General features: G+C 31.6%; 13 protein-coding genes. 3 read left to right on the forward strand and 10 right to left on the reverse strand.

The window, feature by feature from the left end:
* The first annotated feature begins 158 nt into the window (after window positions 1-158).
* Complete coding sequence (locus ABMY20_RS15610; RefSeq protein WP_047788022.1) at window positions 159-857, forward strand: response regulator transcription factor; 699 nt, start codon at window positions 159-161, stop codon at window positions 855-857.
* Between the two features lie 145 nt (window positions 858-1,002).
* Window positions 1,003-2,049 carry an ATP-binding protein gene (locus ABMY20_RS15615; RefSeq protein WP_173359021.1) on the forward strand — a complete coding sequence of 349 codons (1,047 nt, stop codon included), beginning with the start codon at window positions 1,003-1,005 and terminating at the stop codon, window positions 2,047-2,049.
* 38 nt (window positions 2,050-2,087) lie between these two features.
* Here the strand turns inward: ABMY20_RS15615 and purD are convergent, their stop codons facing one another.
* From purD to rnpA, 4 genes are all read right to left on the reverse strand, one after another.
* Window positions 2,088-3,362, reverse strand: a complete 1,275-nt coding sequence (gene purD / locus ABMY20_RS15620; RefSeq protein ID WP_349265772.1) for a phosphoribosylamine--glycine ligase — start codon at window positions 3,360-3,362, stop codon at window positions 2,088-2,090.
* Window positions 3,363-3,522: 160 nt separating this feature from the next.
* Window positions 3,523-5,202: a hypothetical protein gene (locus ABMY20_RS15625; protein ID WP_047788019.1), complete on the reverse strand. Its 1,680-nt coding sequence runs from the start codon at window positions 5,200-5,202 to the stop codon at window positions 3,523-3,525.
* A 40-nt stretch (window positions 5,203-5,242) separates the two neighbouring features.
* Window positions 5,243-6,868 carry a S41 family peptidase gene (locus tag ABMY20_RS15630; RefSeq protein WP_349265773.1) on the reverse strand — a complete coding sequence of 542 codons (1,626 nt, stop codon included), beginning with the start codon at window positions 6,866-6,868 and terminating at the stop codon, window positions 5,243-5,245.
* Window positions 6,858-7,277, reverse strand: a complete 420-nt coding sequence (rnpA, locus tag ABMY20_RS15635) for a ribonuclease P protein component (RefSeq protein WP_239178283.1) — start codon at window positions 7,275-7,277, stop codon at window positions 6,858-6,860. The genes ABMY20_RS15630 and rnpA overlap by 11 nt, the downstream gene beginning before the upstream one ends.
* Before the next feature lie 111 nt (window positions 7,278-7,388).
* Here rnpA and ABMY20_RS15640 point away from each other — a divergent pair, with 111 nt between their 5' ends.
* Entirely contained in the window at window positions 7,389-8,567 is a 1,179-nt protein-coding gene (locus ABMY20_RS15640) for an acyl-CoA dehydrogenase family protein (RefSeq protein ID WP_349265774.1), read from the forward strand.
* Between the two features lie 84 nt (window positions 8,568-8,651).
* On the opposite strand, the gene ABMY20_RS15645 is transcribed toward ABMY20_RS15640, so the two are convergent.
* From ABMY20_RS15645 to ABMY20_RS15670, 6 genes are all read right to left on the reverse strand, one after another.
* Window positions 8,652-8,786, reverse strand: a complete 135-nt coding sequence (locus tag ABMY20_RS15645) for a hypothetical protein (protein ID WP_255724753.1) — start codon at window positions 8,784-8,786, stop codon at window positions 8,652-8,654.
* A 100-nt stretch (window positions 8,787-8,886) separates the two neighbouring features.
* Entirely contained in the window at window positions 8,887-9,441 is a 555-nt protein-coding gene (locus ABMY20_RS15650) for a pyridoxamine 5'-phosphate oxidase family protein (protein WP_349265775.1), read from the reverse strand.
* Window positions 9,442-9,452: 11 nt separating this feature from the next.
* Entirely contained in the window at window positions 9,453-10,937 is a 1,485-nt protein-coding gene (glpK, locus tag ABMY20_RS15655; RefSeq protein ID WP_349265776.1) for a glycerol kinase GlpK, read from the reverse strand.
* Between the two features lie 710 nt (window positions 10,938-11,647).
* The gene (locus tag ABMY20_RS15660; RefSeq protein ID WP_159488648.1) at window positions 11,648-12,325 is read right to left on the reverse strand and encodes a response regulator; all 678 of its coding nucleotides are present in this window, start codon (window positions 12,323-12,325) and stop codon (window positions 11,648-11,650) included.
* Window positions 12,294-14,153 (reverse strand): tetratricopeptide repeat protein, encoded by a 1,860-nt coding sequence (locus tag ABMY20_RS15665; protein ID WP_047788013.1) that lies wholly within the window; start codon window positions 14,151-14,153, stop codon window positions 12,294-12,296. The genes ABMY20_RS15660 and ABMY20_RS15665 overlap by 32 nt, the downstream gene beginning before the upstream one ends.
* 80 nt (window positions 14,154-14,233) lie before the next feature.
* Entirely contained in the window at window positions 14,234-14,362 is a 129-nt protein-coding gene (locus ABMY20_RS15670) for a hypothetical protein (RefSeq protein WP_301280571.1), read from the reverse strand.
* Window positions 14,363-14,616 lie beyond the last annotated feature (254 nt).

The raw sequence follows: 14,616 nt of genomic DNA on the forward strand, positions 1-14,616 counted from the left end.
ATAAAGATACAAAAACGACAAAAAATGAAAAACAAAAGATTTCTTGTATTTCTTTTAAGCAAAAGTTTAGTAAATATTAAATGAACGTTAAGTTAAGCATGCATATAAAGGGTTTATTTTTTTATGATTACTTTTGAGTAACACAATAAAAATGAATAATGAACACTAGCGACATTAAAATTTTACTAGTTGATGATGAACCAGATATCTTAGAAATTGTAGGATACAATTTAAAATCAGAAGGATATCAGGTTTTTACTGCAAATAATGGTGCAGAAGCTGTTAAAACAGCAAAAAAAGTAACTCCACATTTAATTTTATTAGATATTATGATGCCTGAGATGGATGGTATCGAAGCGTGTGAAAAAATTAGAAACGTAAAATCTCTCGAAGACGTTATAATTTCTTTTTTAACCGCTAGAGGAGAAGACTACTCACAAGTAGCAGGTTTTGACGCTGGAGCAGACGACTACATAACTAAACCAGTAAAGCCAAAAGTACTGATAAGTAAGGTTAAATCGTTATTACGTCGTTTAAAGACAGAAGAAAAAGCAGATACTACTACAAAAATTGGAGATATAGTCATCAATAGAGATGAATATGTAGTTTTTAAAGGAGAAGAAAAAATATCTTTACCAAGAAAAGAATTTGAACTATTCTCTTTATTAACTTCAAAACCAGGAAAAGTATTTAAAAGAGAAGTTATTTTAGACAGCGTTTGGGGAAATGAAGTAGTTGTAGGAGGTAGAACTATAGATGTACACATACGTAAACTCCGAGAGAAAATAGGAGATCACTATTTTAAAACAGTAAAAGGAGTTGGATACAAGTTTGTGCTAGACGAAACAGACAAATAATTTTTAAACTCAAAAATTAATAAGTAGATTGCTAGCTAGCAATCTATTTTTTTATCATGAAATGAGCTATAATAATTCTTGATATTATGCAAGATAACTATTAGCGAATTACATCTGATATTTAAAAACAATAGAAAATAAACAGATGAAAAAAATAAAAAAAACATATAACTACGCACTTTGGTCGGCTTTATACTCAACACTATTATCTATAGTTATAGCAGTATTATCGTATTTATTTTTATTAAATAGCTTAGGAGTAATAACCATTGTAATTTTTGGTATTGCAATGTTTATCATCTCTTTTTTCGTAATTCAATATAGAGCAGAACACTTTATTTACCAACGAGTAAAAAAGATGTATGAAGATATCTCTATTTTAGATGTGAATGACTTAAAAAGAAATAAAGTAACTACAGATATAGAAGCGTTAACCAAAAGTGTACAAGAATATGTAGAAGGTAAGAGTGAAGAAATTGCTAGTTTAACACAACGAGATTCATTTCGTCGAGACTTCTTAGGTAATGTTGCTCATGAGTTAAAAACGCCACTTTTTACCGTACAAGGCTATATTTTAACCCTTATTGAAGGAGCTGCTGAAGACAAAGAAATTCTTGAAAAATATTTAGAAAGAGCTAATAAAGGAGTGGAAAGATTAACCTCAATTGTGAAAGATTTAGATATGATTGCTAAGTTAGAAACAGAGGGAATGAAAATGAATATGCAAACTTTTAACATTATTGAGCTAATTCAAAACGTATTTGACTTGTTTGAAATGAAAGCAAAAAAGAGAAATATTACATTGCGTTTTGATCGTGTGTATGACTTTCCGCATTTGGTAAAAGGTGATGTTGAGCGAATAGAACAAGTGTTAATTAACCTTGTTGTAAATTCTATTAAATATGGTAGAGTGGGAGGAATTACTACTGTAAGTGTTGAACCCTATAACCAGCATAAGCTTATCATTAAAATAAATGATAATGGTGAAGGAATAAAGCAAGAACACCTTTCACGTTTATTTGAGCGTTTTTATCGTGTAGATCAAAGCAGGTCTCGTGAACAAGGAGGGTCTGGATTAGGACTTTCTATTGTTAAGCATATTATTGAAGCACATAATGAAACAATTCTTTTAAAGAGTGTACATGGTCAAGGTTCTGAATTCTCGTTTACGCTAGAAAAAGCAATGAAATAAAAAAGGAGTTGACTATCAACTCCTTTTTTTATTGTTATTTATTTTAAATCGAACCCAATATCTTTTCGATAATTCATTTTATCAAAAGTTATTTTATCAATGTTTTTGTATGATTTTTCTAAGGCTTCTTCCATAGAATCTCCAAAAGAAGTAATTGCCATAACACGTCCACCACTAGTAACTACTTTACCACCTTTTAAAGTAGTTCCTGCATGAAAAACAATAGAATCTTCCACAGTATTAAAACCTGTAATTTCTTTTCCTTTTTCGTAAGCTTCAGGATATCCACCAGAAACTAACATAACGGTAGTTGCTGTTTGTGGAGTAACCTCATATGATTTTTCTCCTAAAGTTTGCGTTGCAACTCCTTCAAATAAATCGACTAAATCTGATTGTATACGAGGTAATACTACTTCTGTTTCAGGATCTCCCATACGAACGTTGTATTCAACAACAGATGGATTTCCATTATCATTCATCAATCCGATAAAAATAAATCCTCTATAATCAATTCCTTCTTTTTGCAAACCGTTTATCGTTGGTTTAACGATTAATTCTTCCACTTTCGTTAAAAAATCACCCGTTGCAAAAGGAACAGGAGAAATAGCACCCATACCGCCTGTATTTAGCCCTGTATCGCCTTCTCCAATACGTTTGTAATCTTTAGCAGAAGGTAAGATTTTATAATTCTTTCCGTCAGTTAAAACGAAAACAGATAATTCAATTCCCTTTAAAAATTCTTCAATAACGACTGTTGATGAAGCGCTTCCAAATTTTTGATTAGAAAGCATTTCTTCTAATTCAGCTTTGGCTTCGTCTAAATTATTTAAGATTAAAACTCCTTTTCCAGCAGCTAATCCATCCGCTTTTAATACATAAGGAGCGCCTAAGCTTTCTAAGAATTTTTTTCCTTCAGCTAAGGTTTCAGTAGTAAAAGATTGGTAACGAGCTGTAGGAATGTTGTGTTTTTCCATAAATTGCTTCGAAAAATCTTTACTTCCCTCTAATAAAGCACCATCTTTTTTAGGTCCGATTACAGGAATGTTTTTCAACTCTTCATCTGCTAAGAAAAAGTCGTGAACTCCTTCAACTAAAGGTGCTTCAGGACCTACAACTACCATGTTGATGTCGTGTTGTAAAACGGTTTCTTTTACCTGTGCAAAATCAGTTGGATTAATGGCTACATTTTTAGCAATTGCATCAGTTCCTGCATTACCAGGAGCCACAAAAAGGTTGTTGATTTTCGTGCTTTCTGAAAGTTTTTTAGTAAAGGCGTGTTCTCTACCGCCCGATCCTAAAATTAGAATATTCATTGTTGTGTGTTGTTGTATTGTGAGTGCAAATATAAAATAAGAAAAAAGGCTATGAACAAAACCAGTCTTTAAAATTGCATAAAAAAGCTAAAAAGACATCATTTCAAGTGAAATGATGCTTTTTTGTAGTATAACTAAGTTTTTGATAGTCGTTCTACGACTAAAATATTTGTTCTAGTATCTTTTGTGTAATAGCGTAAGTTGGTGTTACTCCACTCATTCCAAGACCTCCAGAAGCAAGTGTAGCACCAGTTTCTAGCGGGTTGTCAGAAGCATAATACGCATAACGTACTTTTACATTTTCTGAAATATTTCCTCTAATTTTCGAGGCAGATTGAATGGCTTTTTGGTAGTGTGCACCTTCCATTTCTAATCCAATTACATCCCAAGTTGAATCGTGGAAGAATCGTAGTAAATCTTTATTTTGTAATGAAGTTCCTAACACAGTAATCATTGCGCCATCAAAAACGTGAACACCAAAACCTTCTAAATCTTCTTTTGATAATTCATTTTTAAACGGATAATTATCAGCAGTTCCCTCAAAAATATGTGAAGAAGGAATCATAATATCTCCTTTGCCACCTTCTAAAATACCTGCTTTTCCCATGATAGAAACAGATTGAACATCTAAATGAATTTTTTCTCCTTTTGTTTTATAAGGCTTTAACAATTCATCCATAGTTTCAAAAGCCTGTTCACCAAAGGCATAGTCCATCACAATAATTACAGGGTCTTTTCCAATAGAATTAACTTTGTTAAAAGAGTTCGTTTCAAAATTAATTTTTTGGGTATCAATTACCTGAACATTAATGTTAGTCCCAGATGTATCTTTGATATATATCAGTCCGTTTTCGGAAGCATAATTTTTAACGGCAGACTGTAAAGTACTGCTATTAGCATTACTCAATACTTCAAAAAGTTGAAAATCTTTATGTTTTTTAGCTTCTTTTGGTAAAGCATTTTGAGCGTAAATACTATTCATTACACTGTGCATGTTTGCACTAATGATATGGATAGGACGTTCTATTAACTCGTTGTCTAACAATACTTTTTTAATATTGTTAGCCCACATTTCTCCATAATAATGGTGTCCTATTTCTTGAGTTAGAACAGAACTGAATTTAATAGAACGTTTTTGGTCATACAATGTTTCATTAATAGCTAATTTACCTAACCAGTAAATTAGATGGAAAAACCTGTTAGGGTTCTCTTTTGTTGAAAATGTGTTATAAGCATCATATACCTCATCGTAAGTTCTTCCTAAAATATTACCAAGATGTACAACAATTACATCTTTTTCTTCATCCGTAAGTGTTTTATTGTGTATTACAATATCTTCTAATAATAGCCATTCACGAATAAAGCTTTCTCCATTATTAAAAACTACACGGTCTTTAATTTTGTGAGATTCAATAAATAAAAAAGTTAAGTGTGTAAGAATATCGTAAATTTCTGAGCGTCCTCTAGTAATTTCAATATTCATTTGATCTTTATCAATGCGATAGCAATTTCTCCTTCTTTTAGGAGGAACGATAGCCTTAAATTTTGAGTTACGATATCCCTCATCTGCGGTTAAATATATAAACTGACATTCTTCAATTCCTTCAGGTAAGCGTTCAATAACGTATACCAGTCCGTTTAGTTCAGTTTTATTTTCTGCAATAGAACCATAAATTTCTGGTCGTAAAGATAATAGTGATTTTCGTAAGGTTTCACCAGAAACACCCATTGGTTTGTAAAAACCGCGACTAAATAAGTGTCGCATTGAAATGTATAAACGCTCAATAGCATTTGTAGATTCTTGGGCTCTTGTACGTTCTTTTAGGATAGGTTTTGACATATGTTTTTAAAGTACAAATATACAAATTATGTTAAAGAAGCTATTTTTTTAAAATACTGCTATATTTTTTAGGATTATTTAGCAAGTTAACAGCATTTTTTATAGTTATATCATTTTTAAATAAATGCTTATACATTCCTTCTTTATACGCATAACGCTCAATAATTTCATTTTCAATTTCTTTTGATAAAAGATCTTCATTTACCAAAACTTTAGCAACTTTAGCTGCTTTTAATTGTTGGATAATCGCGTTATATTCAGAAGTGATTTTTTTGTTGTTTTCTACTGATTCATATGCTTCTTGGAAAAGCTTTTCTTCTTTAGATACAAAAGCAGTGTCTTTACGAAGTAAATATTCTTTAAAGTTATTGAAATCAGAAGAAGAAAAAGTATAGTTTTCAGTAGATAAATTAGGATTTTGATATGTGAAATCTGTTACAAAATTGAATATTGCTCTTGATTTTAGTAAATCATCTGTTTCTTCTGTTTTTTTAGAAAACTCACTTGTTATATCTGGAGTTACCCCTCCACCATCATATACTTTTCGTCCGTTTTGAGTTGTGAACTCATTAAGAGTAGTATCAGAAAACTTAGGAACTTTACCTGTTTTAGAATCTCTGTTGGCATAATCTAACTCTTGAATACAACGTCCGCTTGGGGTGTAATATTTAGAAATTGTTATTTTCATTTGTGTTCCGTAACTCAAATCAAAGTAACGTTGCACCAGTCCTTTTCCAAAAGAACGCTCCCCCATAATTACAGCTCGGTCATAGTCTTGCAAAGCACCTGAAACAATTTCTGAAGCAGAAGCCGATCGACCATTAATTAAAACTACAATAGGAATTTCAGCATCTAAAGGAGCTTTATTTGTTTTATAGGTTCTACTGTTTTTTTGAGTTTTTCCACGAGTATCTACAACTTTCAAGCCTTTAGGAATAAATAAATTGGTAATGTTTACTGCATCAAATAAAGAGCCACCAGGATTGTACCTTAAGTCAAAAACCAATTTTTTCATCCCTCTTTTTTTAAGATCACTAAACGCGTTGACAACGCTTTCGGTAGCTTTTTGACTGATAAATCGTGTTAAAACAATATACCCAGTTTCGTTATCAATCATATCGTAAAAAGGGACAGGGTCTAAAATAACTTTGTCAAGTTTAACTGACACACTTTTTGTTTGACCGTTTCTTTCTACCTTTAAAGAAAGCTCTTTTCCTGGTACACCTTTTAGCATTTGTGAAAATTGACTTCTTTCCAAAGAAGCTAATTCTTGTCCGTTTACATTGGTAATAATATCACCTGCTTTTAAGCCAGCTTTATCTGCCGAAAAACCTTTATAAATTTCAGAAACCACAATTCCTCTTTTGGTGTAAAATGTAGAAATACCAATACCTCCATATTCACCTTCACGACGAATACGTGCATCTTCAACATCTTGTTCGTTGTAAAAATTAGTATATGGATCTAAATTTTTAAGGGTGTTTTTTATCGCTTTGTCAGTTAAATCACCAGGGTTGATTTCATCAATATAATTAATGTTCAACTCTTTAAAAAGGTTGTTATAGATTTCTATTTGTTTAGCAATCTCAAAAAAACGAGATTGAAAAGAAAAGAAAAGGGAGATGACTATAAGTGAACCAAAAAAAAGGAGTTTTCTATTTTTCATCTTGAGTAACTTCTGTAATAAATTGTGTTAATAATTTCTTCATTTTATGCTCAATATCGGCATATTTCCATTCATCTCTTGCAAGATAAGAAATCATAAACACATACGGTTTATCTACAGTCTCATAAATAGTATGCTTTTCTTTACGGTAAGTTTCACGAAGTAATCGTTTAATACGATTTCTATCCACCGCTTTTTTAAAATTACGTTTAGGTACAGAAACTCCAACTTGTGCAGGAAACTTAGAGGTATGTTCGGTTTGTACATATACCATTCTTAGTGGAAAAACTTTTATCACTTTTCCCTCTTCATATAGTCTTCCTATGAGCTTTTTGCTTTTTAAGCGCTCCTCTTTTCCTAAAGTAAATCTCATTAGTACAAACATACGCAAACCTGCACGAATAACCATTTTTTTAAGTATTTTTGAAACAATTCTTTTAAGAAATCACATAAAATCAAACCACGATTAATTTTACACTTCTCTTATACAATTAGTAAAAATTAATTTTAAAACATATTTATGAAGTCTGATTTATTTCAAGCGCCAGATTATTATCAAGTAGACGATTTATTAACCGATGAACATAAACTTATTCGTGATACAGCTCGTGAATGGGTTAAGAAAAACTTGTCTCCAATTATAGAAGAATATGCACAACGTGCTGAGTTTCCAAAGGAATTAATTAACGGATTGGCAGAAGTGGGAGCTTTTGGATCTTATATCCCTGAAGAGTACGGAGGTGCTGGGTTAGACCAAATTTCTTACGGGTTAATTATGCAAGAGCTAGAAAGAGGTGATAGTGGAATTCGATCTACTGCTTCAGTACAGTCTTCTCTTGTTATGGGGCCTATTTATAACTACGGAACGGAAGCTCAACGACAAAAATATTTACCAAAATTAGCTTCTGGTGAATGGATGGGGAGTTTTGGGTTAACAGAACCTAATCATGGTAGTAACCCTGGAGGAATGGAGACTAAGTTTAAAGACATGGGAGACCATTACTTGTTAAATGGAGCAAAGATGTGGATTTCAAATGCACCAATTTGTGATGTAGCAGTTGTATGGGCAAAAAATGAAGAAGGTCGTATTCATGGTTTGATAGTAGAACGTGGTATGGAAGGTTTTTCTACACCAGAAACTCACAACAAGTGGTCGTTAAGAGCATCCATTACTGGGGAGTTAATTTTTGATAATGTAAAAGTTCCAAAAGAAAACTTATTACCTAATAAATCTGGGTTAGGAGCACCATTGTTGTGTCTTGATTCTGCACGTTATGGTATTGCTTGGGGTGCTATTGGTGCTGCGATGGATTGTTATGATACAGCGTTACGTTATGCGAAAGAACGTACACAATTTGGAAAACCAATAGGACAGTTTCAGTTACAACAAAAAAAGCTAGCGGAAATGATTACCGAAATTACCAAAGCACAGTTGTTAACATGGCGATTGGGAGTATTAAAAAATGAGGGTCGTGCAACATCTGCTCAAATATCTATGGCGAAACGAAACAATGTGGACATGGCATTAAAAATAGCACGTGAAGCAAGACAAGTGTTAGGTGCAATGGGTATTTCTGGAGAATACTCAATTATGAGACATGCAATGAATTTAGAAAGTGTAATAACCTACGAAGGAACGCACGATATACATTTATTAATCACAGGATTGGATATCACAGGATTAAACGCATTCAAATAAAAAGAAGAAGAAGCACTCAAACGTTAAACCACTAACACATTATTAAAGAGTGCTTCTTCAATCAACTATTAAAACTAAATTTACCTACTCTTTCTTCTTGCCACCATTAACAAGAATTAAAAGAGCGGTTATTAAACCTATACAAACCAAACCGAAAATAACCATCATAATGGTTCCGTTTGTCCAAGATACCATTGGGATGTTCATTAATTGTACCATTTCTTCTTATACTTTACTGTCTCAAAAGTACAAGCATAGTTTAAGTAAAAACATGATTTTTATCAGGATTTTGAAAAAAGAAGATATTTTTTTAAATAATTTAAGAAGATGTTTCTTCTTTTAATAAAGAATCAAAGCCATCGATACTAGTTTGGTTTCTGTCATTCCAATATTGTTTAATTCCTTCTTCACCTTTTTCAATAGCCCAATCATTTAATTGATTTCGTTCTCCTTGGTATTCATAAAAAGGAATAGACATTCCACAAGAGGTTTGTACACTTTCAACAGACACAATAAATATTTGACGAGTACCTGGAAAATTAGGAAACAACTTGACATAATTCTCCCATTTATTATAAGTTGGAAGAATTTCTTCTGCCCTTCCGTATAGTCTTAGTATGTTTGGAGTTCCTTCAAAAGCACAAAACATAATTGTTATTCGGTTATCAGCTAACAAATGTGCAGAGGTTTCGTTACCGCTTCCTGTAACACTTAACCAAGCTACTGTATTTTCGTTAAGTATCCTAAAGGTATCCATTCCTTTAGGAGAAAGATTAATTCGTCCTTCTTTTGCTGCTGTAGCAACAAAAAAGAGCTTTTGTGCTTCAATAAACTGTTGAATTCTAGTTGTTATTTTATCGTAAAACTTTGCCATGATTTTTATTTTTAATCAATCCAATCTTTAGTACGTTCAACAGCTTTTTGCCAAGTACGGTATAATTTTTCTCTTTTTTGTTTAGAGAAAGAAGGAGTAAATGTTTTATCTATTTTTCTTTTGTTAACAATATCGTTTTGTTGCCAAAAACCAACACAGAAACCGGCCAAATAAGCAGCTCCCATTACGGTGGTCTCAATTTCTTCAGGACGCTCTACAGCTACATTTAAGATATCTGCCTGAAATTGCATCAGTAAATTATTAGCACATGCTCCGCCATCTACTTTTAAAGAAGAGAGTTGAAGCATGCTATCTTTTTGCATAACATCTAAAATATCTTTGGTTTGATAAGCTAATGATTGTAATGTGGCTTTAATTAAGTGATTTTTTCCTGTATCACGAGTCAAACCAAAAACAGCACCTCTAGCGTACATATCCCAATACGGAGCGCCCAAGCCAGCAAAAGCAGGAACTACGTAAACAGGGTTTTCTTCGGTAACTTCTTCAGCAAAAAGTTCACTTTCCTCTGCATTATTGATAATTTGTAGTCCATCTCGTAACCATTGAATTGCTGAACCAGCAACAAAAACACTTCCTTCAAGAGCGTAATACACTTTGTTGTTAATTCCCCAAGCAATTGTAGAAATTAAACCATTTTCAGAATATTCTAAGTTTTTACCTGTGTTCATTAACATAAAACACCCTGTTCCGTAGGTGTTTTTTGCTTCTCCTTTTTTAAAACATGCTTGTCCAAATAAAGCAGATTGCTGATCTCCTGCTATTCCAGCAATTGGAATTTGAACTCCCTCTAATTCGTAGTTTCCAAAATGAAAAGATGAGGGTTTTACTTCAGGTAACATTGAAATTGGAATGTTTAGTTCTTTTACTAAAGTTTCATCCCAACACAAGTTTTTTATGTCGTATAGCATGGTACGTGAGGCATTACTATAGTCTGTTGCATGAACTTTTTTATTGGTTAAGTTCCATAAAAGCCAAGAATCAATAGTTCCAAATAACAAATTTCCTTTTTCAGCTTCTTTTTGAGCTCCCTTTACATGATTTAAGATCCAATGAATTTTAGTTGCAGAAAAATAACTGTCAATTACCAGTCCAGTAGTTTTACGCACATAGTTTTCGAGTCCAGTTTCTTTGAGTAACTCACAAGTATCAGCTGTTCTTTTATCTTGCCAAACAATAGCATTGTATATTGGTTTACCTGTGTTTTTATTCCAAACTACAGTTGTTTCACGCTGATTAGTAATACCTATTCCTGCTATTTGTGAAGGTGATATTTGAGCCTGCTCAATAGCTTGTTGTAAGGTTTTTAACTGAGTTTGTAAAATTTCATTAGCATCATGTTCTACCCAACCAGGTTGTGGAAATATTTGTTGAAACTCTTGTTGAGTTTTTGCTATAATCTTTTCCTCTTTATTAAGAATTACGGTACGACAACTAGTTGTTCCTTGGTCTAGAGCAATAATATATTTTTGAGTCATTTAGGCTTAAAATGATTGAACGCCTAATTTACAATTTTAGTAATGGTAATAAAAAAAACCTTCTAGAATTTCTAGAAGGTTTACACGTTTAAGTTTGGTTAATTAACTTTTAGTGTCTTAGAGCATATCCAGCACCTTTACCGAATTCGGCTAGAACTGAAAGTAAAGTGTTAAAACCTCTGCTCATTTTACGTAATAGTAGTTTCCCCATTTTTAAAATGATTTAATTAATTCCCCTTTAATTAATTGTCATTAAATAATGAACATGTCAAATATATACTGATAATCAGGAGTATAAAAAGGGATTTCCGAAGTTAAAAGTGCAATTTTCCGAAATAGCATAAAAAAAACCTTCTAGAATTTCTAGAAGGTTCATTATTCCCCTTAAATGTCTTTTTCCAATTAATCTTGAAAAGAAGATGTCACAAATGTAAAGAGAGATTAAAGGTTAAAAAAGGGTATTTCCGCAAAAAAATGTGTGGTTTTCCGCAAGAGAAAAAATAAGTCAATTTTACAATAGCATATTTTAGGACGAGATAGATAGCATAAAAAAGCCTTTAAATATTTAAAGGCTTTTTTTACATTCTCTCTCTTTTCAAGATTCTTCCCAACAATGGTTTGAATTCCATTGCGAAATTACTGTTTAGTTGTAATTTGTAAAATGGGATAACCGCAAAAATAAATGTGTATTTCCGCAAAAGAGGTTAAGCTTAATCTATAATTCCTAATTCTTTTGCTTTTAATACCAGGTCTGTATTATTATTGGCTTGTAAGTCTGTTCTTAGTTTAGATAGTTTGCTTTCTATGGATCTGACTTTTATTAATGATCCATCGTCCTTTTTAATTAAGCCTTCTAAGTTAGAAATTTTAGCATGTTTAGGTAGCTCTTTTAAAATTTGGATGGCAATATCATCCATTTGTATTTCAACTAAAGCCCTTTTTAAGAGTTTTTGGTGAATTTCGTGCGTATAGTATATTTCACCTTTTAACATTTTTTGAATAGCAAAGGTTAGTTCATCTGTGCTACACTTTCCCTTTAAAATATAGGCAGAAGGGTTTAAATTATGTATAACATTAAAAATTCTATTTGTTTCAGAGTGTCCTGTAATTACACCTACTTTAATAGGAATTGCTTCTTTAAGTATAGATTTTATAAAAGCTTCTCCTCCATCTAAAATAACATTTTTGTTTTGGTTGTCAAAACTCAAGTCGGTAAAAACGATATGAAATGGATTTTCGCTTAAACTTGATTTTATTTTAGAAAAAGCTTCATCGCATGAATTAGCTGTTTCAATTTCTAAGTTATCTATATCTTTTAGATATGAAAGAATTCCTTCCAAAATCAATTGATGATCATCAACTAAAAGTATTTTTGTTTGTCCAGCCATTTAAGGGTATTTGAATACTGGTTTGGGTTCCTTTACCTACTTCACTATTAATAGTTAATTTACCATTTAACTCTTCAATGCGTTCTTGTAGGTTTTGTAAACCAATTCCTTTTTTATTAACGGTGGTATTAAAGCCAATACCATTATCAATAATACCCAAATGTACGTATTTTTTACGTACAGAAAAATTGATAGTTATTTTACTCGCTTTTGCGTGTTTTTTACAGTTCTGTATACTTTCGCGAATACTTAAGTAAAGTAAACGTTTAATAGAATTATTAATTGTCGTCCAATCGTAGTTTTGCAATCCATTCACTTTTATTTTAAAATCAGGTTCAAAATAATCACTCACTAAATTGATAATTTGATTTTTAAAGGAAACTTTATCAAAACTAACACTACTTAGTTGATGTGATAAATTACGCACATTTTCTTTTACTGCATCTAATTTTTGAGCTTCCTCTAATAAGTTAGATTTCTCTAATTTACGATGTAGTAAGCGTAAATCACCAGCAACCTCATCATGTAAAGATTTAGCTATTTGTTGGCGTTCATGTTCTCTTACTTGTACCTGTTGTAGTTGAGCTTGATATAATAACTTTCTTCTACGTTGAAAATAAAACATAACACTAAAACTAAATAGTAAAAGTCCAACTGCAGCAGCTAGCCACCCTATGGTTTTTTGTTGTTTATGATAAAGTATTTCTGTTTGCTTTTGCTGGTTTTCCGTTTTTAAAATAGCATTTTCTTTTTCTTTCTTATCGGTTTCGTATCTAATTTTAGCAAACTGATTTTTTAACCTGCGTTCATTTTGGAATAGACTATCATTTAGAGTTGTATATTCTCTTAGATAGTTTGCTGACTCATTACCAGATGTAAGGTCAGATAATAAATCTAGAGCACCCAACCAGCGTTGATTATTATGAGTCTGTTTTGCGTATTTTAAAGCTTCATTTGCGTGAAATAAAGCTTTTTGTAGTTTGTTAAGGTCCTTATAATAATTAGAAATATTAATATGAGTTGTGGGTAACTCGCGATTCTCTCCGTGTTTTTTTCTGATGGATAATACTTCATGATATTGTTGTAAGGTGTTTTCCTGTTTTTCTAATGAATAGTTACTAAAAGTAAAACCTTCTAACAACAAAGCATATTGCAAAGGGTATTTTTGTTTAATACTATCTTGAGATAAACCTTTTTTAAAGAAAGAAATAGCTTTTTGATATTTTTTTTGACTTTGATGCAAGAAACCTAAGTTATTTATAATGTATAAATAACTAATATTGTTTTTATTCAATTTATTATAAGCTAACGCTTTATTATAATAAGCTAATGCTTCCTTTTTTCTTTTTAGCTCTTCAGAAATTATCCCTAAATTATTATAAACAGCTTCTAAATAAACACTGGATTTAATAGGTTCTAAGTATTGCAAGGCTTCGATAGAGCTTATTTCACTTCCTAAAAAATCTTTAGCTTCTCGTTGTAAGTTAGCTAAACTTAATAAACGCCTTCCAACTGCTAAAGAGTCATTTATTTTTTTAGAGATGTCTTTTGAAAGGTGATAATAGTAAAAGGCACTGTCATTAGTATAAGTAAGCTTATTTTGTAAGGCTTTAAAATGAAAATATTTAGCCAACAAAATAGAGTCGTTCGTTTTTTGATATAATGAGTCAACCTGTTTTGTAATTGTTTTTAATAGAGGGAGTTTTTTACTAAAGTAGGCTTGCCTTCCTTTTTCTATTAGTGTATCCCTTTTGTATAAAAAATCTTTAGTTCCTTGGGTAAAAAGAAAAGAGAAGGAAAATAAAATAATAAAAAGGAAACTTTTCATAGTTATAAAGTAAAACCATTACTAGTCAAAAGTAATGGTTTTAATCTTAAATTGTGTATTAAGTGTTTGTCAAGTGGAAATTAATCTCCACCTGTATTACCTGTGCTACTACCACCACTTCCTCCAGTATCACTTCCTCCTTCAGTAATTTCAGTATCTCCATCAGGGCTTAAACTCATTACGGTTTCTTTTAAGTACTTGTTTTCCATATTAAATAGGGTTTTTAATTACAAAATAACTCTTGGGGGATGGGGTAATCAAGTGCCTAATATAGTAGGTTTTTAGGATAAATTCAAAATTTTAACACTCTACTTTAAAAGAATGATATTGTCATTGCTGTAAAGGTTAACTAATTCGTTGACAATTTTGGTTAAAAATATTAGGAGCCACACCATTTAAACTTTGGTGTGGTCTTTCTTGATTATAATAATAAATATATTGTAATATTTCCTCTTTCAAATGT

Origin of the sequence: Tenacibaculum sp. SSH1-16 (assembly GCF_040104435.1) — a bacterium.
GTDB classification, from domain to species: Bacteria; Bacteroidota; Bacteroidia; order Flavobacteriales; family Flavobacteriaceae; genus Polaribacter; species Polaribacter mesophilus.